At 47.6% G+C, this 26613-nt stretch carries 27 protein-coding genes; 12 read left to right on the forward strand and 15 right to left on the reverse strand.

The features are described from left to right. Window positions 1–37 precede the first annotated feature (37 nt). From TOL_RS15455 to TOL_RS15470, 4 genes are all read left to right on the forward strand, one after another. A complete protein-coding gene (locus tag TOL_RS15455) occupies window positions 38–520 on the forward strand; it encodes an FKBP-type peptidyl-prolyl cis-trans isomerase (RefSeq protein WP_015488308.1) in 483 nt (160 codons plus the stop codon). A 98-nt stretch (window positions 521–618) separates the two neighbouring features. Beyond that, window positions 619–1197, forward strand: coding sequence for an LPP20 family lipoprotein (locus TOL_RS15460; protein ID WP_015488309.1), 579 nt, complete (start codon window positions 619–621; stop codon window positions 1195–1197). 134 nt (window positions 1198–1331) lie between these two features. Then, window positions 1332–2834, forward strand: coding sequence for a hypothetical protein (locus TOL_RS15465; RefSeq protein WP_015488310.1), 1503 nt, complete (start codon window positions 1332–1334; stop codon window positions 2832–2834). A gap of 164 nt (window positions 2835–2998) precedes the next feature. Beyond that, window positions 2999–3646: an MBL fold metallo-hydrolase gene (locus tag TOL_RS15470; protein ID WP_015488311.1), complete on the forward strand. Its 648-nt coding sequence runs from the start codon at window positions 2999–3001 to the stop codon at window positions 3644–3646. A 22-nt stretch (window positions 3647–3668) separates the two neighbouring features. On the opposite strand, the gene TOL_RS15475 is transcribed toward TOL_RS15470, so the two are convergent. Both TOL_RS15475 and rpmE read right to left on the reverse strand, forming a co-directional pair. Next, window positions 3669–4220, reverse strand: a complete 552-nt coding sequence (locus TOL_RS15475) for a hypothetical protein (protein ID WP_015488312.1) — start codon at window positions 4218–4220, stop codon at window positions 3669–3671. 136 nt (window positions 4221–4356) lie between these two features. Further along, window positions 4357–4566 carry a 50S ribosomal protein L31 gene (gene rpmE / locus TOL_RS15480; RefSeq protein WP_015488313.1) on the reverse strand — a complete coding sequence of 70 codons (210 nt, stop codon included), beginning with the start codon at window positions 4564–4566 and terminating at the stop codon, window positions 4357–4359. Window positions 4567–4710: 144 nt separating this feature from the next. On the opposite strand from rpmE, the gene TOL_RS15485 reads away from it, so the two are divergent. Then, a complete protein-coding gene (locus TOL_RS15485) occupies window positions 4711–6918 on the forward strand; it encodes a primosomal protein N' (RefSeq protein ID WP_015488314.1) in 2208 nt (735 codons plus the stop codon). 41 nt (window positions 6919–6959) lie between these two features. Beyond that, window positions 6960–7445 carry a phosphatidylglycerophosphatase A family protein gene (locus TOL_RS15490; RefSeq protein ID WP_015488315.1) on the forward strand — a complete coding sequence of 162 codons (486 nt, stop codon included), beginning with the start codon at window positions 6960–6962 and terminating at the stop codon, window positions 7443–7445. A gap of 2 nt (window positions 7446–7447) precedes the next feature. Here TOL_RS15490 and TOL_RS15495 read toward each other — a convergent pair whose 3' ends face one another. Then, window positions 7448–8125, reverse strand: coding sequence for a zinc metallopeptidase (locus TOL_RS15495; protein ID WP_015488316.1), 678 nt, complete (start codon window positions 8123–8125; stop codon window positions 7448–7450). Between the two features lie 120 nt (window positions 8126–8245). Between TOL_RS15495 and ribA the strand changes: the two genes are divergently transcribed. Next, on the forward strand, window positions 8246–8860 hold the full coding sequence (ribA, locus tag TOL_RS15500; protein ID WP_025266347.1) for a GTP cyclohydrolase II: 615 nt from the start codon (window positions 8246–8248) through the stop codon (window positions 8858–8860). Between the two features lie 38 nt (window positions 8861–8898). Here the strand turns inward: ribA and nosR are convergent, their stop codons facing one another. The 5 genes from nosR to TOL_RS15525 form a co-directional block, all read right to left on the reverse strand. Beyond that, complete coding sequence (gene nosR / locus TOL_RS15505) at window positions 8899–10230, reverse strand: response regulator c-di-GMP phosphodiesterase, NosR family (RefSeq protein ID WP_015488318.1); 1332 nt, start codon at window positions 10228–10230, stop codon at window positions 8899–8901. After that, window positions 10214–11791: a sensor histidine kinase gene (locus TOL_RS15510; RefSeq protein WP_144055385.1), complete on the reverse strand. Its 1578-nt coding sequence runs from the start codon at window positions 11789–11791 to the stop codon at window positions 10214–10216. Before TOL_RS15510 ends, nosR begins: the two co-directional genes overlap by 17 nt. A 73-nt stretch (window positions 11792–11864) precedes the next feature. Further along, complete coding sequence (gene dxs / locus TOL_RS15515; protein WP_015488320.1) at window positions 11865–13748, reverse strand: 1-deoxy-D-xylulose-5-phosphate synthase; 1884 nt, start codon at window positions 13746–13748, stop codon at window positions 11865–11867. Between the two features lie 206 nt (window positions 13749–13954). Further along, window positions 13955–14830 (reverse strand): (2E,6E)-farnesyl diphosphate synthase, encoded by an 876-nt coding sequence (ispA, locus tag TOL_RS15520; RefSeq protein ID WP_015488321.1) that lies wholly within the window; start codon window positions 14828–14830, stop codon window positions 13955–13957. Next, window positions 14827–15072: an exodeoxyribonuclease VII small subunit gene (locus TOL_RS15525; protein WP_015488322.1), complete on the reverse strand. Its 246-nt coding sequence runs from the start codon at window positions 15070–15072 to the stop codon at window positions 14827–14829. Before TOL_RS15525 ends, ispA begins: the two co-directional genes overlap by 4 nt. 176 nt (window positions 15073–15248) lie before the next feature. Here TOL_RS15525 and pomA point away from each other — a divergent pair, with 176 nt between their 5' ends. From pomA to TOL_RS15545, 4 genes are all read left to right on the forward strand, one after another. Continuing rightward, entirely contained in the window at window positions 15249–16007 is a 759-nt protein-coding gene (gene pomA / locus TOL_RS15530) for a flagellar motor protein PomA (protein ID WP_025266351.1), read from the forward strand. Between the two features lie 5 nt (window positions 16008–16012). Then, window positions 16013–16999: a flagellar motor protein MotB gene (locus TOL_RS15535; RefSeq protein ID WP_015488324.1), complete on the forward strand. Its 987-nt coding sequence runs from the start codon at window positions 16013–16015 to the stop codon at window positions 16997–16999. 61 nt (window positions 17000–17060) lie between these two features. Beyond that, window positions 17061–17633 carry a PilZ domain-containing protein gene (locus tag TOL_RS15540; RefSeq protein WP_015488325.1) on the forward strand — a complete coding sequence of 191 codons (573 nt, stop codon included), beginning with the start codon at window positions 17061–17063 and terminating at the stop codon, window positions 17631–17633. Between the two features lie 78 nt (window positions 17634–17711). Further along, entirely contained in the window at window positions 17712–18440 is a 729-nt protein-coding gene (locus TOL_RS15545; protein WP_015488326.1) for a 16S rRNA (uracil(1498)-N(3))-methyltransferase, read from the forward strand. Window positions 18441–18476: 36 nt separating this feature from the next. Here TOL_RS15545 and TOL_RS15550 read toward each other — a convergent pair whose 3' ends face one another. Further along, complete coding sequence (locus tag TOL_RS15550) at window positions 18477–19145, reverse strand: Frag1/DRAM/Sfk1 family protein (protein ID WP_015488327.1); 669 nt, start codon at window positions 19143–19145, stop codon at window positions 18477–18479. Between the two features lie 145 nt (window positions 19146–19290). On the opposite strand from TOL_RS15550, the gene radA reads away from it, so the two are divergent. Beyond that, window positions 19291–20661, forward strand: coding sequence for a DNA repair protein RadA (radA, locus tag TOL_RS15555; protein WP_015488328.1), 1371 nt, complete (start codon window positions 19291–19293; stop codon window positions 20659–20661). Between the two features lie 9 nt (window positions 20662–20670). Here the strand turns inward: radA and TOL_RS15560 are convergent, their stop codons facing one another. Genes TOL_RS15560 through TOL_RS15585 form a run of 6 tightly spaced genes read right to left on the reverse strand, consistent with a single transcriptional unit; the run spans window position 20671 to window position 26498 of the window. Next, the gene (locus tag TOL_RS15560) at window positions 20671–21048 is read right to left on the reverse strand and encodes a Na+/H+ antiporter subunit G (protein WP_025266353.1); all 378 of its coding nucleotides are present in this window, start codon (window positions 21046–21048) and stop codon (window positions 20671–20673) included. Window positions 21049–21055: 7 nt separating this feature from the next. After that, a complete protein-coding gene (locus TOL_RS15565; RefSeq protein WP_015488330.1) occupies window positions 21056–21325 on the reverse strand; it encodes a K+/H+ antiporter subunit F in 270 nt (89 codons plus the stop codon). Then, window positions 21319–21804, reverse strand: a complete 486-nt coding sequence (locus TOL_RS15570) for a Na+/H+ antiporter subunit E (protein ID WP_015488331.1) — start codon at window positions 21802–21804, stop codon at window positions 21319–21321. The genes TOL_RS15565 and TOL_RS15570 overlap by 7 nt, the downstream gene beginning before the upstream one ends. A 1-nt stretch (window position 21805) precedes the next feature. Continuing rightward, window positions 21806–23314 carry a monovalent cation/H+ antiporter subunit D gene (locus TOL_RS15575; protein ID WP_015488332.1) on the reverse strand — a complete coding sequence of 503 codons (1509 nt, stop codon included), beginning with the start codon at window positions 23312–23314 and terminating at the stop codon, window positions 21806–21808. Next, window positions 23311–23688, reverse strand: a complete 378-nt coding sequence (locus TOL_RS15580; protein ID WP_015488333.1) for a Na+/H+ antiporter subunit C — start codon at window positions 23686–23688, stop codon at window positions 23311–23313. The genes TOL_RS15575 and TOL_RS15580 overlap by 4 nt, the downstream gene beginning before the upstream one ends. After that, the gene (locus tag TOL_RS15585; RefSeq protein WP_015488334.1) at window positions 23688–26498 is read right to left on the reverse strand and encodes a monovalent cation/H+ antiporter subunit A; all 2811 of its coding nucleotides are present in this window, start codon (window positions 26496–26498) and stop codon (window positions 23688–23690) included. The genes TOL_RS15580 and TOL_RS15585 overlap by 1 nt, the downstream gene beginning before the upstream one ends. Window positions 26499–26613: the final 115 nt, after the last annotated feature.

The following is a 26613-nucleotide window of genomic DNA, read 5'->3' on the forward strand; positions in this document are numbered from 1 at the left end:
CTGATGTTATTTACTCTTTCGATGTAGGAGTTTGCTCATGCAAATCGCCAAAAATTCTGTTGTTCAGCTGCATTACGTTCTGTCTGATGAGCAAGGCCAAACGATAGAACGCACCCCTAGCGATCAGCCAATTGCCTATCTGCAAGGCCACAACAATATGATTCCTGGCTTCGAGAAGGCAATGGAAGGCAAGCAAGCGGGCGATAAACTCAGCGTCACCGTTACGCCTGAAGAAGGTTATGGCCAACGTATTGAAGGTTCCGTGCAGCGCGTGCCAGTAAAACATTTACAGGGAGCCAAAGTGTGGAAAAAGGGCATGATTGGCTTCGTTCAAACCGAACAAGGCGAACGCCAAGTCACCGTCGTTAAGGTAGGTAGATTCATGGTTGATGTGGATACCAATCACCCGTTAGCCGGCAAGACCCTTAATTTTGATGTTGAAATTGTTAACGTACGTGCGGCCACTCAAGACGAGATTTCTCATCGTCACGCGCATGGTGACGGCGGTCACCATCATTAATCATTAACCCAAATGCCTGCGGGTAGGCGGTGGTATTTTTAAAATCCATCCGCTATGCTCGGAGAAATTATTTAATGCAAGATTGAAGGAGAGTCAGGATGAACATCCGTAATCTTTTCGCTGCTGCGGCGGCTACTTTGTTAGTTGCTTGCTCGTCGAATCAACCTGTACCACAAGAAGCTGTTAGTTGTGCATTTGCTGATGGCTCTGGCCAAGCAGCGCCTGAGTGGGTTTGTGGCGCTCCAGTCGAAGGCTTGGATCTGTCCGCTGTTGGTTATTCCGACAAATCAGCCGCAGGCCCGAACTTCATGAAACAGATGGCCGCCACTGCAGCACGTGTTGAACTTGCACAAACCATGCAAGTAGAAGTGGAAAACATGATCAAACAGTACGCAGAAACCACAGGGGCAGGTGATGCGGAAACGGTTGATCGCGTGAACACATCGGTCACTAAACAGATCACAAAACAAACCTTAGTTGGTTCTAAAATCTTCCGTCAAATGCCAACCCCAACCGGCGGCATGGTCGTTTTGGTAGGCTTAGATGCAGATACAGTGAACCAATTGGCTGAGCAAGCAATCAAAACCTCAATGAATAACGAAAAAGCATTGTGGCAGAAATTCCAAGCGGAAAAATCTTTCGATGAATTAGCAGCTGAAATCGCTAAACGTAAGTAATCCGTAGTTCGTATAAAAGCCGGTGCTGGATTATTCCTCACCGGCTTTTTTTATGATTGTTAGATACTATGGGCACCAAGCGCGCTATCACATAATAAGAATTTTGCAGACAACGACACTTTTGGGGCAAAGCCATGCTGACGCTAAAACACATAGGTATTTCATTGGCGGTAACGAGTCTTTGTAGTCTCACAACGCTATCCAGCTACGCCAACACGCCCTCCAATCCGCGCTCTGCTGCGGATGAATTTGCCCAGTGGCGGCAACAAACAAAAGAAACGTTTCAGCAGTACCTCGATGAAAATGACCGTGCTTTTATTGGCTTTTTAAAGGAAAGCTGGGACCCCGTTGAGCTGAAACGCCCTGAACAACAAAACACAGAACCTAAACCCGTTGAGCTGCCAAAAGCGCCTGTAATAAAAGAGCCGATTGCAAACGAACCCATTATTGATAGCCAACCACAAGCGACTCCCACTCCGCCGCTAACCGTTCCACCACCTACAGTAGCCATCACTCCATTAGCACCGAGCCAGCAACCCAGCGCGGAGTTCAACTTTTATGGCTATGCCATCGAAGTGCCATACGATACCAAACTGATTAAGCCCGCTAAAGGCAGCCCTAATAGCGACATGATCGCGAATCAATGGCAAAGCATGGCGCTGAGTAATTTTCAGCCCACAGTCGAACGCTTACTGCAAATTCAACACGAATTACAGCTAAGCGATTGGGCCATGTTGCAACTCACTGCAGCGTTTTCAGGGACGTTATATCCGCGTGATGATAATAGCCGCTCATTATTGAGTTGGTTCTTGCTGGTTAAATCGGGATACGACGCCCGGGTTGCATTTAACAATTCGATTTTATTATTAATGCCCGCAGACGAGCCGGTATTTGGCGTTACTTACTTCACCTTAAACGATAAGCGTTATTACACCTTAAACAACGCGCTACAAAGTCCCGATAAGCGTCCTTACTCAAGCTCTCAAGCCTATACCTATCAAGGGCAATACGATGCAGCGCGCACGCAAATGCGCTTTATCCCTGCGGATGCATTCATGGCCCGTGGCGAACCTAAAGTACGCCAGTTAACATTCACTGATGCTGGGCAAGAATGGCGTGTCGACATTCCCTACACCGACGCACAAATAGCCTATTTAAACAGCTTGCCGCAGCTACCGCTGCGTCGTTACTTTCGCGCAGGACTGCCCGCTAACGCAAAAGATGCTTTACTTACGCAACTGCGGCCGATGATTAACGGTCAAAGTGAAGTGGTTGCTGTTAATCGCTTACTGCGATTTGTACAAACCGCATTTGCGTATCAAACCGATGAGCAGCAATTTCATTACGAAAATTATTTATTTCCGCTAGAGACCTTGTACTACCCATACTCTGACTGTGAAGATCGCGCTGCGCTATTTGCTTGGTTAACCGAAACACTATTAAATTTAGATGTCGTGATTTTGGATTATCCTGGACACGTAGCCACAGCAGTGGCCTTCACCGAACCGGCAGTAGGCAGCTCTATCAACTTTGGCGGAAAACACTACACCATTGCCGACCCGACCTATGTTAATGCCACAGTGGGTATGGGCATGCCGCAGTACGAGCAGGTACAACCTAAAGTCGAAGCGTTTTGAACCCAGCCTGCAATAAACGGGCACCGATATCGAGTGTGACTCGCGGTTGCCCGCTTTGTCGTGAGGGTTGGCCTATACGACAACACTAGTCCTTTTCTAGAAGGCGCTAGCGCGCTACTCTTGCGCCTCATCTTTAGCTCATGATTGTTGTAGAAAGGTTTATCATGTCTCTTGTTATCGCCGTCGTCCCCGTTACTGCCTTTGCGCAAAACTGCACTATTGCTATGTGCAAAAAAACTCTTGAAGCCGCGATTATTGATCCCGGTGGCGATATCAATCGTATTATTGAACAGCTCGATTCCATGGGCGCTAAGCCCACTAAGATTTTACTGACGCATGCTCACATTGACCATGCAGGTGGCACCGCAGCACTCGCCAAACAGCTCAGCCTGCCGATTATTGGTCCGCATAAAGATGATGATTTTTGGATTCAGGCCTTGCCGCAACAGTCGGCCATGTTTGGCTTTCCAGCCGTAGAAAAATTCACCCCTACGCAATGGCTAGATGATGGCGATAAGGTGCAGGTTGGTGACGTCGAATTGGATGTGATTCATTGCCCCGGTCATACCCCAGGGCATGTCGTGTTCTACAACAAAGAGAATCAATTCGCGCAGGTGGGAGATGTTATTTTTAATGGTTCGATTGGTCGTACCGATTTTCCGAAAGGAAACCACCAACAATTACTAGAATCCATCCGTGAAAAGTTATTTCCTCTGGGCGATAACGTTGAATTTGTGTGCGGTCACGGCCCTAATTCCACCTTTGGTAATGAGCGCCTACATAACCCATTTGTGTCCGACCACCGCGGTTAAAGTTAGCTAACGGCGACTGCACTCATGGTTTTGAGGCAGTCGCTGCTTGTCCAGGAATGGCTTGTGGAATTGGCAAAGCATTGGTTTGCAGAGCAGCAAGTTGCTTACTCCGCGCTACACTCTGAGCTATCGCAGCATTCATTTGCTCATCGTACATATCTAACCATGTACGCGAACCCGGCAGCATTCTGGCAAGATCACGCATCCCTTGTTTCAAAGCAGTTAAGTGCGATTGATAGCTCTGTTCTTGATCCAACAACACACTTTTGAAAGCAGTAGCACTGCTGCTATCCAATATTTGTTTCGCTTGGCTAAAACTTTCTGCAGACTCAGTCGCTTGCTTTCGCAACGCATCCACTTCTTCTTGCAACAGGGTTAATGCGCGCTTATCGACGTACTCAACGTCAGGCTGCAACAAACTAACAATGCCTAGAGTTGAAGCCGTAGAAAGACCAACAATAGCGAGGATAGCCAGCACAAATACGATCTTACGATTGAGGGACACCGAGTCCTCCAACGCCGCAATCCGCTGAACTTCGGTGAGTTCAACCTCTTCCTCTTCGCTTTTTGCCATAACTGGTGCTCACGTTAAATCATTACAATCTAAGCGTAGCAGAATCTGAAAAAATCGAGATTTAATGGCTAAAACCCTAATCGCTAGGCATAAAAAAACCCGCACGAGACGGGTTTCTTCATTCGCTTTGGGGCTATTACTTCTTGAAGCCACCGAAACGCTTCTGGAACTTGTCGATACGACCACCAGTGTCCAGAACTTTCTGCTTACCAGTGTAGAACGGGTGACAAGCAGAACATACGTCCAAGTACATAGTACCAGGCTTAGTTGAACGGGTTTTAACCACGTTACCACAAGAACAAGTTGCTTCTAGAGCAGCGTATTCTGGATGAATACCTTCTTTCATAGGACACCTCATGTCTTCACGCCGCCACCTGCCGACTGTCGCCAAGCACCGCGTTACTAGCTAATGATTTAAATACAAGTTGCCCTTGCAAGGGCAATAAGGACGCGCATAATACCAGAGCCGACCTAAGCAGCAAGTCTTTTCATGTCCTTTTTTGTAGTTGAGATCGCTCTCCCCGTCCCATTGCACCGCACGTTCGATTATTTACCGGTGCAAAACGACACGCAAGAACACTACCTTCCGGGCCAACGTGTGCGCGCCGAATTCGGCCGACAGTTGCTTACTGGCATCGTTGTTGGTTGCAAAAACCACACGGAAGTTCCGCAGAATAAATTACGAGCCCTGCTCGAACGTTGTGATGACGCCCCCTTAATCAATGAGCACAGCTTGACTTTGTGTCGCTGGTTAGCCGATTACTACCATCACAGCTTAGGCGAAGTGCTAGAGCACATGCTGCCGGTGATGTTACGCCGTGGCTGCTCACTCAGCGAAGCCAATGAGCGTATTTGGCGTCGCATCGCCAATGTCGACACGAATCCAAAACTGCGCGGCGAAAAGCAAATTGCTTTGTGGAAAAAATTTCAGCACAGCGAATGCTGGGCTCATGCCGATATGACGGCAGCTGGCTTTGCCCTTGCACAACTTAAGCGCCTTGCCGAGCTTGGACTGATTGTTGAGGAAGAAGCCCTACCGCTACCGAATATTCCAGCCGTTGATCCGGTATTTCACACCTTAAATGCTGAACAACAAGCCGCTTTGCATGCGATTGAGCCCTACTTAGGTCGTTTTAAAGCTTGTTTGCTAGAAGGCGTTACCGGTTCTGGCAAAACCGAAGTCTATCTACGTTTAATTAATCAGGTATTGAGTAAGGGCCAGCAAGCCTTGGTGTTGGTGCCAGAAATTGGCCTTACCCCACAAACGGTTCAGCGCTTTCAAGAACGCTTTAATGTCCCCGTTGCGCTGTTGCACAGTAGTTTGAATGATCGTGAACGCCTACAAGGTTGGCGTCAGGTCAGCGAAGGCAAAGCCCGCATTCTTATCGGAACACGCTCGGCAGTGTTTACCCCCATGCCAGAACTTGGTCTGATTATTTTGGACGAAGAACACGACGGCTCGTTTAAGCAGCAAGATGGTTTGCGCTATTCCGCTCGCGACTTCGCCTTAGTGCGTGCGCATCAAAGCCAAGTGCCCATCGTACTGGGTTCAGCAACGCCCTCTTTAGAAACCTTGCACAATGCGCTGACGGGTCGCTATTTACACTTAAAACTGTCCCAACGTGCCGGCAAAGCCAAACCGCCGCAAATGAAGCTGCACAGTATATTGCATCAGCCACTAACGGCAGGGTTTGCCCAACCCGTGTTGGCAGCCATGCAAAAACATTTAGAAAATAATAAGCAGGTGCTGGTATTTATTAACCGTCGCGGTTTTGCGCCCTTGCTCGCGTGTCGTGATTGCGGCTGGATGGCGGAATGTCGCCGCTGTGATGCACGCTTAACCCTGCACCAATATCCACCGCACTTGCATTGCCACCATTGCGATTTTCAACAAGGTATTCCCGCGCATTGCCCGCAGTGCCAAAGCCATAAAGTAGAAGCCGTAGGCCAAGGCACCGAGCGCATTGAAGAGCAGCTCGCGCAGCTATTTCCGCAACGCCCAATTCGCCGCGTTGATCGCGATACGGTGCGCAATAAACAGGCGTTCGACGAGCTATTTAATGAGATTCACACCGGAGGCTCGTGCATTTTGGTCGGCACACAAATGCTGGCCAAAGGGCATCATTTTCCGGATGTGACCTTGGTGGTGATTCTCGATAGCGATGCCGGATTGTTCAGTGCCGATTTTCGCGGCATGGAGCACAGCGCGCAATTAATCGAACAAGTATCCGGACGAGCTGGGCGGGCTGATAGCCCCGGGCAAGTATGGATTCAAACCTTGTATGCCGATCACCCACAACTCAATCTCCTGATTGACAGTGGCTATCATGCGTTAGCCCTGTCCATGCTGCAGGAGCGCCAGCTACAGCAGCTACCACCCTATACTCACATGGCTTTGCTGCGCAGCGAGTGTGAAGATCGCATTCAAACCCAACAACTACTGCAACAGGCGCGTGCCTTTATTCAAGATTGGCAGCGCCAACATGCTCATGATAATGCACCGGTAACGCTACTCGGGCCGTTTCCTGCGATTATGGAACGACGAGCTGGGCGCTTCCGTTACCAACTGCAATTGTTCTGTCCAGGGCGCGTTCCACTGCATCAAACCTTAGAAGCCCTCGTGCAGTATTTGCAGCAGCTGAAAGGCTTTGGCAAAGTACGCTGGAATTTAGACGTTGATCCACTCGATACGATATAAATACGAGATATTTTTACCACCGCCTATTAAGAGAGAAACCTGTGACACCAGCAAATATGAAAAACCCAATCCATCTGCTCGCCTTTGGTCTTGGCTCAGGGTTAGTAAAAAAAGCACCGGGCACCTTTGGTACTCTCGCCGCCGTGCCGGTTTGGTGGTTGTTTCTAGATGGTGCACCGCTATCCGCCTATTTAGGGGTTCTTATTGCCGGTTTTGCTCTTGGCGTTGTCATCTGCGAAATCACCTCGCGCGATATGGGCGTGCACGATCACGGCGGTATTGTGTGGGATGAATGGATCGGGGTCTGGCTAACCTTGTTATGGCTACCGAACAGCGATAGCGCCATGGCAAACCTAGGCTGGCTAGCGTATGGCGTCGCCTTATTCCGCTTCTTCGATATTCTCAAACCTTGGCCGATTAAATGGCTAGATCAAAAAGTTCACGGTGGCTTCGGCATTATGATTGATGACGTACTGGCAGGTGTATTTGCCTTGTTAGTGCTGCAGGGGACAGCATTCATTGTTTAACGCTAACGCCGCAGCATTCTCAACCAAGCGCCCACACTCAACAAACTGATTAACGAACCAGCCACATAGGTCATGGCCGCGGCAAATAGAATACGCCGCGCGCCCCGCATGTCATCATCACTGAGATAATCCCCACTTTGCAAAATCGGCAAAGCCTTACCAAAACTAGCGTTCCACTCAACAGGCAGGGTCACTAGGCTCACTAGAGTACTGACCAGCATGGAGCCAATAGCAGCCATAAATGCCCAGCGAGAAATCGCCGGATTCCAGACCGCCAGTAATGGCGCGGCGATTAATGCTGCAGGGGCGATTTTCTGAAAAATATAGCTAAACACCGCCAGTCCGGATCTTAACTTAAACGATGCCTCGCCAAGATGATCTTGCAAGGCATGACCAACTTCATGTGCAGCAACGACAACGGCTGTCAGAGAGCGTCCATCGAGCTTATCTTTAGTTAATCGCACGGTTTTACTTGAGGGGTCATAGTGATCACCACCCTCAGTTTCCTCGACCTGTACACCGCCTAATTCAAGTCGTGTGATTAAATGCCGCGCCATATCACCGCCAGTACCGGGAAAATCCGCACGTTCCGCAGAATAACGTTTCAGAACCCATTTCACCCATTGTGATGGCCCCACCACGACGATAAGAACGAGTACAAACGCCAAGATCCAGATCACTATCCCACTCCTGAATTAGTCTATTGTTAAATCCGAGCCAACCATTTTTGCATAGATATTAGTCATGCCGAGCCTAGGCTGCTAGAATACGCGCCCTGTTTTACCCTGAGGGTTGGCCCCTTGAGTATCAATTTCATCGCCTCATCAAAACTGCCGACACCGTTTGGTACCTTCACCATGCACGGCTTCGAGGACACAGAAACAGGCAAGGAACACGTCGCCTTAAGTATGGGTGACATAGCCGATGGTAAGCCAGTTTTGGCTCGCGCGCACTCTGAGTGTCTTACTGGAGACGCTTTATTTAGCATGCGTTGCGATTGTGGCTACCAACTAGAAGAAGCCCTACGTGCCGTTGCAGAAGCTGGGCGCGGTGTCGTTTTGTATCTACGCCAAGAAGGTCGTGGAATTGGCTTATTAAACAAAATCCGCGCTTATCATTTACAAGATCAAGGGGCAGATACCGTAGAAGCTAACGAGCGACTGGGCTTTGGTGCTGACATGCGCGACTACAGCATGTGCCGCCCTATGCTAGAACACTTAGGTGTGAAAGGTATTCGCTTGATGACCAACAATCCACGTAAGGTAAAAGCCTTATCCGAAGCTGGCGCTCGTGTCGTTGAACGCGTTGCATTAGAAGTTGGTCGTAACCCGCATAACGATGGCTACTTAAATACAAAAGCCAGCAAGCTGGGTCATATGATGACTCATCAAGACGACGACCCAGAAGCTATCTAGTTTCTTGTGAATAAAAATAAAGGCGCGAAACAGCGCCTTTATTTTTGAATTCGACGAATATGCAGCATGATTTGATGCCCTTCAAACTGGCGACTCAACGTCGCTAACTTAGCAACATGGCGTTCGTTCAATTCGGTATCCGTGGGTAGCAGTACTGCACCACCCGGACTCACCAAATTACCGGCTAATATCATGCCTACTTTGGCCTCGGTGATCGGAATACGTTCCATGTTCGGTACGACGCCACCATCAAAGCTATCGAGCACTTCAACAAAAACATCCACCAGCTCGCGATCGTAACGCTGCCCAGCCATTCGTACTAAATAGGTTTTAGCATCTTCTTCCGTTAACGTTTCACCCAAGAAGTTGTGCTCTCGTTGTAACTCAACAAAGTCGCCAACAATTCTCAGTATTCGCGCTTCTTTCGGAATAGCATCGCCCGCTAAACGGTCCGGGAAACCTTTGCCGTTGTACAATTCCATATGCGAACGAATGATGTTAGCGGCATTTTGCAGTGGTTCAAGCAGCATAAGTGAGGTTTGGCCATTAATCGTAAAGCGACCATACTCCGCCTTTTCGGCATTCGACATTTGCGAAATTGCCTTAGTGAGTATCGCATCTGCCAAACCTACTTTGCCGATATTACGTAACAAAGTTGCGTAGTAAATGTCATCGACGCGCGCATCGTCCAGCTTGGCTGCGATGGCGAAAGTTTTGGTGAGAATGGCGATTTTGTCAGTACTGCCCCTCTCCTCACCATTGCGTGCTTCCATGATGCCCACCAAGATATGCACCATGGCATCAAACTCTTGGCGCAAGGTTTGATAAGCTTCTTGCAACTTAGCTTCAGCTTCACCAACCGCATTAGTGGCGCCTTGGAACTTCACTTGCAACTCTCGATTCAACCTTGCAAGTTCTTCATTCTGATCAACGATATGTGCACTTAAACGCACATTCGCAGCCTTTAAATCGCGCGACTCTAAGGCCTCAACCACCATAGTGCGAAGCTGATCATTATCCCATGGCTTGGAAATATAACGATAAATATTCCCTTCGTTCACGGCTTTAATGGCTGAATCCAAGTCAGAATATCCCGTCAGCAATACACGAATCATCTGCGGCCATGTTTCAAAGCATGTCTTGAGTAACTGCGCCCCATTCATTCCCGGCATGCGCATATCAGAAATAATCATATCGAAAGAGCCGTTGTTCAATTGCTCGATCGCTTCGTCTCCACTGTTTGCAACAACGACATCGAACTGGCGATAGAAGAGTCGCTTCAGTGCCTGTAAAACACCAGGCTCGTCATCAACTAATAACAGCCGCCCTTGCTTCTCTGTAACCTGATCATGACTACTTTCCGTTAACATCTTTACCATCCCCGCGATTCATAGGTAACACCACAGTGAAGCAGCTTCCATGGCCGACTTCGGTAGTTAGCTCAATATTACCGTTATGTTCCTGTATTAACTTGTAGCACAAAGCCAGCCCCATACCGGTACCTTGGTCTTCTGGCTTTGTGGTAAAGAAGGGTTCAAATATTCGACTGGCAACCTCGGTAGACATTCCCGTACCCGTGTCACTAACACTGATTTTCAAATGCTGGTCGACTATTTTCTCAGTCAGACAAATAACTCCACCCTCATCGCCCAATGCCTGAATCGCATTAACCAGTAAATTCATCACAACCTGACCTATCTGAGATGGACTACAGACAATTGGTGGGCATTCAACGAGGTTGATCTCTAAAGTGGTATTCGAGTTAATGCGGCTACGGGCGATATTGATGACACTGTTTAAATCGCTATTAACATCGCAAATACGTTTTTCAGAACTATTGTGACGACTCAGTTTTTTCATATCCCTGACAATCTGATCAACCCGCGCAATGCCATCAGTACAATCCTGTAATCGCTGCGGTGCCAGCATACAGGTATCTTGTATTTGCAGACGTTGATACGCCACCAGCAGCTCTTGATAAAACGGTGAGCGAATATCTAAATGATCCGAAGCATGATCAATAATTTGAATAAATTCAGTAAGGGCGGTTAGATCCTCCCGCAACCCATCTAAATTACTTTCGATATAGGCGATGGGATTATAGATTTCATGCGCAATGCCAGCCGCTATTTCTCCCAAACTGGCTAAGCGCTCAGCGGATTGCATATGCTCTGAAGCTCGCTCTAATTGCGTCGTTAAGCCCTCCTCTCGATGAAGGCTCATATCCAGCGCCTCCTCCGCACGCTGACGGCGATAGGCAAACATCAATAGCATCGCCATTACCAAACCACTGATAAGCGCTAATAATAACGGCACGAAGGGGTTATAAAACGACTGGCGAATACTGCTAGCTTCAAAACTGATGGCTAACTCGGGAAGAAGAAAGTCATTAAATACTTCCATTGTCGATTGGGTCACTGGCCCATCAATCCGCTCACTCATACGATAGCGAATGTCATGAAAACCCATATCGGCCAACAAACCCGTCATCCATGCATCAACCGATATACGCACGCCCATATGCTTGTCTTCGTCGGTAATATCGAGTAACAAATTAGTCGCAGGGGCATCGACTCTAGGAGGCCGAACTTCACCGTCAAGTTCCGCTAAATTGAGCTTCACCTGCCAATCCGTGTTCTGTTTCAATGTCTTCGCTTGAGGGGCAACAACAATATGAGGGCCAAGGGAGGATCGACCACCAGCCAAGGGCTGCAAAGTATCCGGCGTGTCGTTCGAGCTTGGGTAGAGGGTGGCATGAACATCATTTAACATGCCGTAATATTCACGCAGTGCGCGAATATAAACTCGCTCAAGTACTTGTCGAGCAACTCCCTGGGCTCGTGTTTGCTCCATGTAACTACCCGTTAGGTAGACACAGGCACTCACGCCCATAGACAAAATAATAATCACGAGGAGATGTCGTTGTGGCACCTGCTCCTCCAACGGATTGACCTGCCTTCAAGTAAAGCAGGATTTCCGGAATGTGCAGGGAGTCTAGCGGGGGTTATGCCTGACTTACGAGACGCTGACGCACAGCTTTAAGGATTCCAGCTTGATCTAAACCACAATCGCGCCACTGCCGAGATGGTGTGTCGTGCTCGATGTAATGATCTGGGATACCCAATGTTAAAACATGACACAAGATATGTGAGGCACTAATACACTCTAATACCGCACTACCAGCACCACCCATGATGGCGTTTTCTTCGAGAGTAACGATAAGATCATGGCTTGAAGCCATCTCTCTAACGAGTGCTTCATCCAACGGCTTCACAAAACGCATATCAACGACAGTCGCGTCTATAATTTCAGCTACCTTCATAGCTTCAACTAACGGAGCGCCAAAAACCAAAAAGGCGACACGCTGGCCACTATCGACGCCAGACGTACGACGCACAATGCCCTTACCAAGTTCGAGTAATTCCATATTGGTACGGGTAGCAACGCCAGCACCTGATCCTCGTGGATAGCGTACAGCCGCAGGACCAATATGCTGATAGCCGGAATAAAGCATATTGCGACACTCGGCTTCATCCGAAGGTGTCATGATGACGATATTAGGAATACAGCGCATATAGCTAATGTCGTATGCGCCATGATGAGTTGGGCCGTCTTCACCCACTAACCCAGCGCGATCAATCGCAAATAGTACATCGAGATTCTGCAATGCCACATCATGAATCAACTGATCATAACCGCGCTGTAAGAAGGTCGAGTATATCGCCACAACAGGTTTGCTACCTTCGCAAGCTAAGCCCGCAGCAAGCGTCACTGCATGCTGCTCCGCAATAGCGACATCGAAATAGCGATCGGGATATTCGTGTGAGAAACGCACCATGTCTGAGCCTTCACACATGGCTGGCGTGATCGCCATCAAACGCTCATCAACAGCAGCCATATCACATAACCATTCACCGAAAACATTCGAATACGTCGGCTTTTTAACGGCAACAGGAGGAGTCGCGATGGGCTTCAACGCATGATATTTGATCGGATCTTTTTCTGCTGGCTCGAATCCCTTACCTTTGCGCGTCACTATATGCAAAAAACGCGGGCCAGATAATTTTTTCAGGTTTTCTAACGTATTAATCAGCTCATTGAGATCGTGCCCATCAATCGGGCCGTAGTAGTTAAATCCTAACTCTTCAAACAAAGTGCCGGGAGCAACCATGCCCTTCATGTGCTCTTCAGTTTTACGCGCAAACTCCCATGCCGCAGGAATCTTTTCCAACACCTTTTTACTGCCACTGCGCATAGCTGAATACGTACGGCTAGACCAAATACGAGTGAAGTATTTATTCAAAGCACCCACGTTGTTAGAGATCGACATATCGTTGTCGTTCAAGATCACCAACATATCGGCTTTTTCATGACCAGCATGGTTTAACGCTTCAAAGGCCATGCCTGCCGTAATCGCACCATCACCAATAATCGCAACAGTTTCACGCGGTTTTTTTTGCGCTCTAAAGGCTAGAGCCATACCTAGTGCGGCGCTAATCGAGGTGCTGGAATGACCAACACCGAAGGTATCGTAAGGGCTTTCTGAACGCAGAGGAAAGGCAGCAGGACCTTCCGCTGTACGAATCGTTGGCATCGCTTCACGACGCCCTGTCAGTATTTTATGCGGATAGGCTTGGTGACCTACATCCCAAACCAATTTATCCGAAGGCGTATCAAAAACATGATGTAATGCAACGGTAAGCTCAACCACCCCTAAGCCTGCAGCAAAATGCCCGCCGGATTGGCCAACGCTATACAGCAGGAACTCACGCAACTCGAGGCAAACCTGAGGTAACAGAGAGGCATCCAAAGAACGCAAATCTGCGGGAGAATCAATTTGATCCAACAGAGGCGTTACAGGACGGGTACTGGGAATCTCGGTAAACATCAAAACAGCTGCGACATCCGGGTATTGGGGGGCTTTTGGCTAGATCTGAGAATGACTAACAAATGCCACCGATGAAAAGGCTGCCATTCTAACGACTGTTGCCGCCAATGAGTAGCGCGAATAATAGGCTCCGGTCACAGAAGTGTGCCTTTCTCAGCATAATTTGGCCATCAAGCTAAACCATAGTTCAAACATTGAGGTTAAGCTTAGTGCTTACGCTCCACAATGTAATTGGCCAAGGTGGCTAATGTATTCGTGTCACCAGGCAGGCAGGTTAAAGCCTTGTGCGCCTCTGCCACCAGCTCGGCTGCTTTAGCGCGAGCACCTTCCAGCCCAAGCAAGGCTGGGTAAGTCGGTTTATTCAGAGCAATATCGGCACCCTGAGGTTTACCTAACGTAGCGGTATCACTTTCAATATCGAGAATGTCATCCTGCACTTGAAAAGCCAAACCAATAGCCTCTGCATAACTTATGAGAGCATCCCGCTGCTCTGTTGGTAAGTTAGTGCTAACACAAGCTGCGCCCATTAACACAGCAGCGCGAATTAAGGCTCCGGTTTTATGGCGATGCATTCGTTCCAATGCGGCGAGCGTCATGTCTTTGCCCACATGCCCGAGATCAATACTCTGACCAGCAACCATACCCGCAGTACCTGCAGCACTCGATAGGATTCGAATCAATTGCAAACGCTGAGTATCAGACTGCAATGGCGCATTCGCCAATAACTCGAACGCTCCTGTTAGCAAAGCGTCACCCGCCAAAATAGCGGTCGCTTCATCAAAGGCAATGTGACAAGTCGGTTTACCGCGTCGCAAATCATCGTTATCCATAGCCGGTAAATCGTCGTGCACTAGGCTGTAACTATGAATCATTTCAATCGCGACGGCGGCTACATCAGCTTGTTCTGGCGAACCACCCAGCGCTTCTACCGTGGCGTAAACAAGAAATGGCCGAACGCGTTTACCACCATTCATAACGCCATAACGCATTGCATCCGCTAAACGCGGATCACTGCTATTCAGGGTAGTCAGTTGTTGCTCAAAACAGGTCGCTAATCGCCCTTGGATTTGGTCTAGCTTCATCCCCGTTCATCACCCGTTACGAATGGTTGAGACACGCTCTGGCCACTGTGCTCAATCAACACTTGTACGCGTTGCTCGGCCGCTGCTAACGATTGCTGGCACTGGCGCGTTAAATTCACGCCCTGCTCAAATGCTTTAAGAGAGTCTTCAAGACTCAGCTCACCACTCTCCATATGATTCACAAGCTGCTCAAGCTCAGTAAGGGCGGATTCAAATTCAAATTCTGCTTTTACTTCTTTCATATCAAATGCTCTTCATAAGTGCGGCCACACTAAACCCAAGGCGAACCATGGTCAACCGCTGCTAAAGCGTGAAATAGAAAACAATTTTATCACTCAGAGCAGGAAGAAAATGCCTGGTTGACTACACTCAATTACAAAGAAATGCATTTATCCTATCGCAAGTGCAAGGAGTAACAGTGGATCTCGCATCATTAGTTGGCGTCCTCGGGGCCTTTGGTATCGTTATTATGGCGATGATATTAGGGGGCGATATTTCCATGTTCGTTAACGTCCCTTCAATACTTATCGTGGTCGTCGGCAGTATGTTTGCCGTATTAATGAAATTCGAACTCGGGCAATTTTTAGGAGCATTCAAAATAGCCGGCAAGGCATTTGCGTTTAAATTGGTAAAACCAGAAGCCCTGATCGGTGAAATCGTCGAGATGGCCGGACTTGCACGCAAAGGCGGCTTGCTTTCTCTGGAAGGGAAAGAAGTTAGCGACGAATTTTTAGGCAAAGGCATCCAGCTGCTCGTGGATGGCCATGACCCAGACGTGGTGCGCACCTTACTCAGTAAAGAAATGAAACTCGCCAGCGAACGTCACGATACCGGTATTACCATTTTTAAGGCCATGGGGGACGTAGGTCCGGCGATGGGAATGATCGGTACTTTGATTGGTCTAGTAGCCATGTTGGCCAACATGGATGATCCTAAATCCATTGGCCCGGCGATGGCCGTAGCACTTCTCACCACCTTGTATGGTGCCATGATGGCAACCATGTTGATGTTACCGATTGCCGATAAATTATCGCTGCGCAAGGCTGAAGAAGATACGCTCAAATCCATGATTATTGATGCTCTTTTAGCTATTCAAAGCGGTCAAAATCCTCGAGTTATTGAATCTATGCTGCAAGCCTACGTGCAAGAAGGTAAGCGCGCGACGGCGGATGATTAATCACTATGGCTGCTGAAGAAGAACAAGAATGTCCACCGTGTCCTGCTGGTATTCCAGCTTGGGTAATGACATTTGCAGATCTAATGTCACTGCTAATGTGCTTTTTCGTTTTGTTGCTTTCATTCTCGGAAATGGACGCCCTTAAATTCAAGCGCTTAGCTGGTGAACTCAGAGAAGCCTTTGGCGTGCAAACTCTCGTTAACGTTAGTGATCCCCCAAAAGGGACCAGTATTATCGCGCGCCACTTTAGTCCGTCGATTCCTGAGCCAACGCCGATAAACGAAGTACGACAAAAAACCAGCGATATCACTAAAAGCTCGCTTGAAGTGCTATGCCAAGACGAAATCACTCAACAGGAAACTCGTCAGGGCGACCAAGGCATGTTGACGCGTGAAGTGGTCGTGCCAAGCACAGATAGCGAAGCAGAAACGAAAAAAAGTGAAGCTCAAGCAATGGAGATAGCCGCTAAATTAGAAGAGGAAATCGCGCAAGGACAAGTTGAAATTGAAACAGTCGGGAAAAAAATTATTATCCGAATTCAACAGAAGGACACCTTCCGTTCCGGCTCAGATTATATTGAGGATCGCTTCTTACCCGTAATCGATAAAATACGGGAAGTACTGGTAACGATTCCTGGGCGTATATCGGTAGAGGGTCACACGGATGATATCCCATTAAAGGGCGGGCGCTTTCGCTCTAACTGGGCGTTATCCACTGCACGCGCAACTGCCTTTGCTGAGGAGCTATTTATTGCTCCTGAAATGGACGAAAGTCGTTTTCAGGTCGTGGGTCATGCAGACAAACAGCCGCTCGTTGCCAACACAGATGATGCTTCGCGCGCACGCAATAGACGAGTAGAAATTATTATTTTGCGCACACAAGAAAATGATGACGACGATACACCAGAAATACCGACTGATCAGCGCGACATCAAAGATGCTGCAAATGCTCAGCCAGAAGATTTTGAATTAGATCCGAACGAAATTTTTTAACAAGATACTCTGTAGTGACATCGTTTTTATCAGAGCAACGACACTCTTTAGGAGAGATATCGTGGAAGAGAGACGCCGCTATTTTCGCTTAGATGACGAAGTTATTTTAGACTTCGAAACGATTACCCATGAAGAAGCTCATCAATGGAAAGTGAAGCATGTTCAGCATCAAAGTGAACTGGCAGAGTTAGAGCGAGATATCAGTTCAATACTGGCGCAACTGCAATCACAAAATCCAGCAATAACCAAAGTGCTAGATTTATTCAATCGCAAAGTGAATTTATTAGTTTCGCCACTGGGTAATAAAAATACGGATAAAGAAATTAGCCAGACAGAGATGCGCACGCGCGTAAACCTTAGTGCTTGCGGCATGGCTTTTCATAGTAAAGAACCCATGGCTGAAAACGAAAACTTACGCGTGCAAATGCAGCTAAAACCATCCAACGCACCAGTGTCGTTAATAGGGACGGTTGTTGGTGTGGAAGCATCAGACAATATCGATGCACCTTACCTTGTGCGGGTAAACTTTGAAGGCTTACGCGAAGCTGAACAGGAGTTGCTAATTCATCATTTATTTCAACTGCAATCGCGCGCTCTGCGTGAACGCAACCAAGCCCAGAACGACGCAGAATAAGGTCAACAACACCATCTTGGCTTGGGGCCGCGTCAGTTTCTGGTATGATGCGGCCTTCTCTTTTGACGAGTCACGACCATGCCAGGACCCCGTGTTTATTCCGAGCACCCTCTTAGCATCGCACATGAATTCCCACTCGATGATCAAGCGGCCATTCACCTGATACGAGTGCTGCGCTTGACCGAGGGCGATCCGATTCGCGTGTTCAATGGTGACGGCCATGAATACAATGCGACCCTGTGCCAAGTCAGCAAAAAATCTGCCCATTTTCATGTTTCTGCTATCGAACGTAGCGATGCCCTTATGCCCTTATCACTGCACTTAGGACAAGTCGTATCGAAAGGCGATCGCATGGATTTCACCATTCAAAAAGCAACAGAATTAGGGGTTAGCGACATTACTCCACTATGGAGTGAACGCTGCGATGTGCGTTTGAAAGGCGAAAGGTTAGACAAAAAAGTGGAGCATTGGCAGCGAGTTGCCATTGCCGCCTGTGAGCAAAGCGGTCGCAATCGGATTCCGACCATTCATGAACCACTAAATCTTAGTCAGTGGCTGGCAACCGTCGACTGCGAGAAAAAACTATTACTACATCCACACAACCAGCAGCCGTTAACGGCAGATAAGGCCCCGAGCAGTACAGCGTTACTTGTCGGGCCAGAAGGCGGCTTTAGCGACGACGAAGTCGCGCTTAGCGCAAAGAACGGATTTGATGGTTTACTACTAGGGCCGCGAATCCTGCGCACCGAAACCGCAGCCCTAACCGCCATTAGTGTTTTACAGTATGTATGGGGCGACTTTCGCTAAACGATAAAATTTTAGCTTACAGTTTGAGCCGATAACTTAATCGTTATTGGCATTAGCACTGACTAATCTCACCTGCCGCCAATCCCAATAAGACGACAGCAAGTAAATACCAATAAATAACGTCGCCCACCATTCAATGATGCGCTTGCCATTGCTGATTTCAACGCCGACAGTAACACCGGCAAAGCTAATAAACATACCCCATAAAATCAACATCAAAACACTTTTAAAGCGAAATGACGGCACGCTAAATCCGCGACGATAAGCGCGAATAATCAAGATAAAATTAATCGTTAATGCCAACAACATTCCCTGAAAAAATAAATTGGCGCCACGCACATGTATAAACCAATTCGTATCGGCTTTTTCGGGTAGGAGCACCGCAGTGCCCGCTAATAAGCCGACCGCAGCCAGAACGCCAAAAAATTGCATTATATTCAGCGCGATATTATTCGAGACAGGCGCTAGCCAAGTTCGCATCACTTGCCACCACACAACAAAAAACGCGCAAGCTGCGATCATTCCACCACGAAAAATAAAACCTGCATCCCCTTTCATTCCGGTATGCGTAATATCCGTACAGCCATCAATAAATGGATTACAAAACTCGGCTGTACCTTGATCGACACCAACATAATAAGTGACTGCGATGGTCCCCATCGACAACACAAACGACGCCAAAGCTATAAATTGACCGAATGACATACCTACCTCCAAAAACGTTGGGCGTATCATAACACCAGCCTACTAAAGACCTGTATGGTCAATTTAATGCGAGTCAGTTGCGCATACATTACCACGCAGGAACTTGGCCTGTTATCATGGCCGCAATGACAAATAGGCAGTGATCATGGCCAAGAAAAAAACAGCATACGTCTGTACCGAATGCGGATCAGACCACAGCAAATGGCAGGGCCAATGTACTGACTGCGGCCAATGGAATACTTTGCAAGAATTCGTAGTATCGAGCAGTAAAGCCCCAACACGCGATGCTCGCTTTGAAGGTTACGCCGGAGATACCTCTAGCCAAGGCGTACAGAGACTGGCCGATATCAATTTAAACGAAGTGCCGCGCTTCACCAGTGGCATGGCGGAATTCGATCGCGTTCTCGGTGGTGGCCTCGTACCTGGATCAGCCATCTTGATTGGCGGCCATCCTGGCGCGGGGAAATCCACGCTCCTACTGCAAACCTTATGCAATCTCGCGGCTCATATGCCTGTGCTGTATGTGACCGGTGAAGAAAGCTTGCAACAAGTTGCCATGCGCGCACAGCGTTTAGGTTTGCCACTTAACGACTTACAAATCCTCAGCGAAACCAATGTTGAACGACTAACGCAATTACTACAGCAGCATAAGCCTAAGATTGTTGTAATTGATTCGATTCAAGTTATGCATGTCGAAGGCATAGAGTCGGCGCCGGGTAGCGTATCGCAAGTGCGCGAGAGCGCGGCTTATTTAACCCGCTTTGCCAAACAAACAGGCACAGTCCTGTTACTAGTAGGCCACGTTACTAAAGATGGCACACTGGCAGGGCCAAAAGTCCTCGAACATATGATCGACTGCTCGATCATGCTCGAAGGTTCTGGGGATAGCCGTTACCGAGTTCTACGTGCCATTAAAAACCGTTTTGGCGCCATTAATGAGCTCGGCGTGTTCGCCATGCTCGATACCGGACTAAAAGAGGTTAAAAACCCGAGTTCCATTTTCCTTAGCCGCAGCGATGAACCCGCTGCTGGCAGCGTGGTTATGGTCATTTGGGAAGGCACTCGTCCACTCTTGGTTGAGATTCAAGCATTGGTCGACGATAGTCATTTTGGTAACCCCAAACGTGTCGCCGTAGGCCTAGATCAAAACCGTTTAAATTTATTGCTTGCGGTATTACACCGTCATGGCGGCGTTCATCTTGGGGATCAAGATGTGTATATCAATGTCGTGGGCGGGGTAAAAGTATCGGAAACAGGAGCTGACTTAGCATTGTTATTGGCCGCACTCTCTAGCTTCCGTAATCAACCTCTAGAGCAAGGCTTAATTGTGTTTGGCGAGGTTGGTTTGTCCGGAGAAATACGCCCAGTGCCATCAGGACAGGAGCGTATAAAAGAAGCGGCAAAACATGGTTTTACTCGTGCCATTGTACCTAAAGCAAACGCTCCACGAGCGCCTATTCCCGGCATGGAAGTTATCGCTGTAGATAAACTACAAGAAGCAATCGAGCGGCTTTAAGGCGCTCGATTAATCATTAGCTCGCTGGTGCTCTGCATTTTCACGAACGCTAGGGTGCTGCGTGCTAGCAATGGTCGGACGACGTCGATGCAAAGCAGCCTTGCCCAACATATATGCCGACACCGGTGCAGTCATAAATAAAAATAAACTAATAACCAACTCGTGCACACGCAATTCACCATCGACAACACTAAACCAAATAACCGACGCGAGCAAAGTCGCTCCGATACCTAAGGTTGTCGACTTCGTAGGGCCATGCAAACGCGTAAAAAAATCTGGTAATTTCACCAGCGCTACCGACCCAACGAGCATGAATATACCGCCGATCATAATCAGCAGTGCAACTAAAATTTCCAACCAAAGGGCGCTAATCATTTCCATATTCATTCACTACCTATTCAATAATATCGCCACGTAATAAATACTTGGATAAAGCTGCAGTACTAACAAAGCCAAGCATGGCAATCAATAAGGCGCCTTCATAATACATGGCTGATCCATGATGCAGCCCCAATAAAATAATCAAGGCGATGCTATTAATATACAGAGTATCTAGTGCCAAAATACGATCGGTAATATCAGGGCCTTTAAACAAGCGCCACAAACACAAAACCAAGGCAATACACACCAAAACAGACGCTAGCAAAATTGCAATTTTTAACATGCAAAAATCTCCTGCAATGGCTGTTCATACCGACGTCGAATAAAATCAACTAACTCTTCTGTATTATCTAAATGCAGTGCGTGCACATATAACCAACGCCGATCTTCAGAAAATTCAACGCTAACAGTGCCCGGCGTTAACGAAATAGTGCTCGCTAATAGAGTCATCTGAAAGGGATCAGTAACCTGTAAAGGATAAGCAACCCAGCCCGGCTTCAGGGTGCTATTGGGCGCCAGCACTCGCTGCGCTACTTCAATATTTGCAACGATAATATCCCAAAGCAAACGCCTAATATAACGTACCGCCTTCCAAGGGTGTCGAATGGGAGGATGCCCACTGACATAGCGATGGGTCAACAGTGGAATTAGTACAGCTAAAATACTGCCCAAAATCAAATGGCCAAATGACCCTCCATTAAGCAGTAACCATACAATTAAGAGCAATAAACTATGCCAAGGCATAGGGAATAAACGCTTCATATTACTTACTCCCTACACTGAGATCACGCAACTGCACACCTTGGTGTAACCACTCAGACGCCAACATAGACCAATCCGTCAAGGGGCCAGCGAACACAACAAGCAATGGTGCACTCAATGCCAATATTGAAACGCCCACAATCTGACTAGAATGAGCGACTTTATTGTCATTTTCCGAAGGAAGCCCTTGGGTACGCCAAAATAAGGTTGTACCTGCACGCGACAATGCAATCAAAGTTACTAAACCCGAAATCAGTATCGCTGGCCAAACGCGCCAGATATAACCGCTTTCGGCTGCAGCTTGCATGATAAATACTTTGCCGATAAATCCTGAAAACGGCGGCAAGCCTACTAAGGCCATGGCTATAACGGCAAAAAGAATACCGAGCAGCCGTGGCTGTAATAAAGGCCGAGCTCTAACAAAACGGTCGCCCGCTTGCCCCCGCTGAGCTTGAATCAATCCGGCTAACAAAAATAAAGCGGCGGAGAGTAAGGTACTGTGCACGGTATAATAAACACCCGCGGCCGTTGCCTTAACATCCGCCATAGCAACCGTTAGCAGCAAGGTACCAACTGAAACAGCGATTATATTAGCTGCAAGCCAGCGCAATGAACGACTTGCTAATACCCCAAAAGATCCAACAATAATTGTGAGTATCGCCATTGGCCACAACCAATTCATACCCAGTAAACTCAACTCACCGGCATCATCGCCAAACACCGCCGTATGAAAGCGCCACATACTATATACGCCAACCTTAGTCATAATTGCGAATAAGGCAGCAACAGGAACCGACGTTGCAGCATAGGTATTGGGCAACCAAAAATGCATCGGCAATAGTGCAGCTTTAATACCAAAAACCACCAGCAATAGTAGTCCACCGGCTCGCGCTAAAGGCAATATATCCGAAGGTAAGTCACCCACCTTTGCCGCCATATCCGGTAAATTCAACGTTCCAAACACCCGATAAAGTATCGCTAACGCGATTAAAAAGAAGGCTGATCCAATAAGATTGTAAAGCACATAATGCAATGCAGCTTGAGTGCGCTGACGACCACCGCCATGAATTAACAACGAATAGGAAGCGATCAATAATATTTCGAAAAATACGAATAAATTAAATACATCAGCCGTTAAAAATGCGCCGTTAATACCCAGCAATTGAAATAAGAATAATGGATGAAAGAAACGGCCCGATTGATCATCCCCGGCAGCCGCATACAAGGAAACACTGACAGCCAAGACGGCCGTGAGAACAAGCATCATCGCTGCTAATGGGTCCGCTAGCAGCAATATACCAAACGGTGGGCGCCAATCTCCTAAAGCATAAGGTAATGGACCAAACAACAAACTATCGTGCAACAGCCAACCACTCGCGACGAGCGTTAATAGCAAAGTTATGAGCGTGATTTGACGCTGAGCAACAGGGCGTTCGTTAAAAAACGGAAACATCAGCACAACCGCGCCAATAAATGGCAACAGTATCGGTAGTATAGGTAGGTGCATCATGAATTAGCCCTTTTGTCTGCTGACACGGACTTATCGCCTAACACGTCTCCGGGGATTGCCTTGCCATCCACCTGATCATTACCTAGATCGGCACGAGCTCGTATCGCGAGAATCAATGCGAAAGCGGTCATCGCAAAACCAATCACAATGGCCGTGAGCACCAAAGCTTGCGGCAATGGATCAGCGTATTTACCACCATCACTCAAAATGGCCGCGCTATTTAAACTAAGACCACCGCTAGCAAACAAGAACAAATTCACTGCGTATGACAACAAGGTTAGACCCAATACAATTGTAAAGGTGTGCCCTCGCAACAACAGGAAAACCGAGCAGGTCACCATAACACCAACCGCAATAGCATAAATAAGCTCCATTATAAATGCCCTCCCTTAACCGCACTTCTTACCGGTCGGTCGATAGTCGTTAACTTACCCAAATTAGCTAATATTGATAGCGTCGCGCCGATCACAGTTAAATACACCCCTAAATCAAACACCATAGCGCTGGCCAACTCGAACTTGCCAACACCCGGCAGTGAGAAATAATCAAACCAAGATGTTAAAAATGGTCGTTCAAAAATCCAACTCCCAACGCCGGACAAACAGGCGATCAGAAGTCCACCACCAATAAACCATTGAAAATTCAAATCGCCACGATCACGCATCCAACCAACACCATGGGCAATATATTGCTGAATTAGCGCAATCGCTGTGATTAATCCCGCAATAAAACCACCACCCGGCAAGTTATGTCCGCGTAAAAAGATATACGCAGAAACAAGCAAGGCTAGTGGTAATAAACTTTGTGAGATTTGGGCCAACATCAATGGGTTTTTCTCACTCGCCCATGAACGACCATCACTATCCGCCGCGGGTATAAATAAACGAATACCTGCCAGTAATTTATAAATACCCAGAGCGGCAATACCTAATACAGTAATTTCACCAAACGTATCGAATCCACGGAAGTCGACCAAAATAACGTTAACAATATTGGTACCGCCACCACCAGTCTTACTATTAGCGACGAAGAAATCGCTGATAGAGGTCATTGGGTGAGTCAACATGGCGTAGCAGAGAGTGCCAACAAATGCGCCCGCTAATACGGCTATGGCTAAATCCCGCACCACTCGCGAAGGTGACAAATGCAAATGAGTAATTTTTTGCGGTAAAAAATAGAGGGCTAATAAAAAGAGAATAATCGTGGCCACTTCCACCGAAAGTTGGGTTAGCGCTAAGTCGGGAGCGGAGAACCAAGCAAATGCAATTGATACAACTAAACCGACAATGGATATCATCACTAACGATAACAATCGACGATGACTCATCAGCGTAGTAGCAATAGAACCGATAATTATAAGACCAGCGCCAATGACGATAACAGGGTCAACCTGAGTTTGCGGTAAGATTCCAGCAGCCTCTGGCATATTCAACAAAGGAACCCCCATTGCAAATAATGCAGCAACGAGCAACCACACGGCGTAACGCTGAAACGATCCATTATCAATAAAAGATTGTACGAACTGCGCTTTGGTTACTAGCCACTGGATGGAGTCTTCAAATACGCGTTTCGCATCGACTTCGGCGAACTGACTTTGAAAAGCAAACAAATGGCGACGCTGATAATACAATCCCATGCCACCCGCAACGGCAATAAAACTCATCAGTAAGGGGATATTGAAACCATGCCAGATCGACAAGCTAAAGTACGGGACGCCATTTGGCATCAAGGCATGGCCAACAGACAACAACAAGTCACCAACAATGAACTGCGGAAAGATACCAACCAGCAAACATAGCACTACCAGTATCTCAACTGGCACGCGCATATAGCGCGGAGGCTCATGTGGTGTTTTTGGTAAATTAATGGGCTCGCCGTTAAAGAAGACGTCATGAATAAATCGCAACGAATAGGCAACAGCCAAAGCCCCACCAACAACGACTAAAATTGGAATTAGCCAAGACATTGAACCTAATGTTTCTTGATGCAATGCCTCAGTGAAAAGCATTTCTTTCGACAAGAAACCGTTAAGCAAAGGAACCCCAGCCATAGAGGATGCCGCTACCATAGCTAAGGTAGCCGTGTAAGGCATATATTTGAACAAGCCATTCAGCCTACGCATATCACGCGAGCCGGATTCGTGATCAATAATACCTGCGGCCATAAACAACGACGCTTTGAAAACAGCGTGGTTAATAATGTGGAACACTGCAGCTATGGCAGCAAGATCCGTGTCTAAACCGAATAACAGCGTAATTAAGCCAAGGTGACTAATAGTGGAATAGGCGAGCAGCCCTTTTAAATCATGTTTGAAAAGCGCCGAATATGCGCCAACCAATAAAGTCGCCAAGCCCACCATACTCACGATCCCAAACCAAAGTTCAGTATGTGAAAGAACAGGATAAAAACGCGCCAGCAAGAAAACACCTGCTTTCACCATAGTAGCCGAATGCAAATACGCTGACACAGGAGTCGGTGCCGACATAGCGTGCGGCAACCAAAAATGAAACGGGAATTGTGCCGATTTAGTAAACGCACCAAGCAAAACAAGTATGACAATCGCCGGATAGAGTGCACTGTCACGCAGCGTATCTCCACTAGCCAACACCGCTTGTAAATCGTATGTACCAACAACCTGCCCGATGAGTAACAAGCCTGCTAACAATGCCAAGCCACCAGCACCGGTAACGGTCAACGCCATGCGCGCACCTTTGCGCGCGTCACTTTTATTAGACCAAAAGCTGATCAATAAAAATGAACTGACACTGGTAAGTTCCCAGAAAAACCACAATTGAATTAAATTAGCTGATAGTACAACGCCGAGCATTGCGCTCATAAACAGGATAAGACTGGAGTAAAATCGACCGACATTGTCTGTTGGCGATAAATAGTATCGGGCATATAAAATGACGAGTAAACCGATACCCAAGATCAAAAAACAAAAGAGTAACCCTAAGCCATCCATAAAAAAGGATATTGATACCCCTAAAATGGGAACCCAATCGTAATGTACTGATGGCAACTGTTGAGCCATGACCTCTGGAATAAGACTGATAACAATTATAAGCGCGCAAGCCGGTAATAAAGCAGTCGACCACGCACACACATTGCGACTCATTCTTCCGGTTAACAATGGCACCAGTGCTCCCAACAAGGGCAATAATGGAACCCATAGCAAGTTCATCGTGTATCTTTCTCCGTAATTGGTCACTTACCTTACGTTATTTCGGTCAATACCTGCAAAATGTATTGAATACCCCTGACAACTATCAGGGTAAAAAAAAGCCCTGCAGAACAGG

It is taken from the genome of Thalassolituus oleivorans MIL-1 (assembly GCF_000355675.1).
Lineage (GTDB): Bacteria > Pseudomonadota > Gammaproteobacteria > Pseudomonadales > Oceanobacteraceae > Thalassolituus > Thalassolituus oleivorans.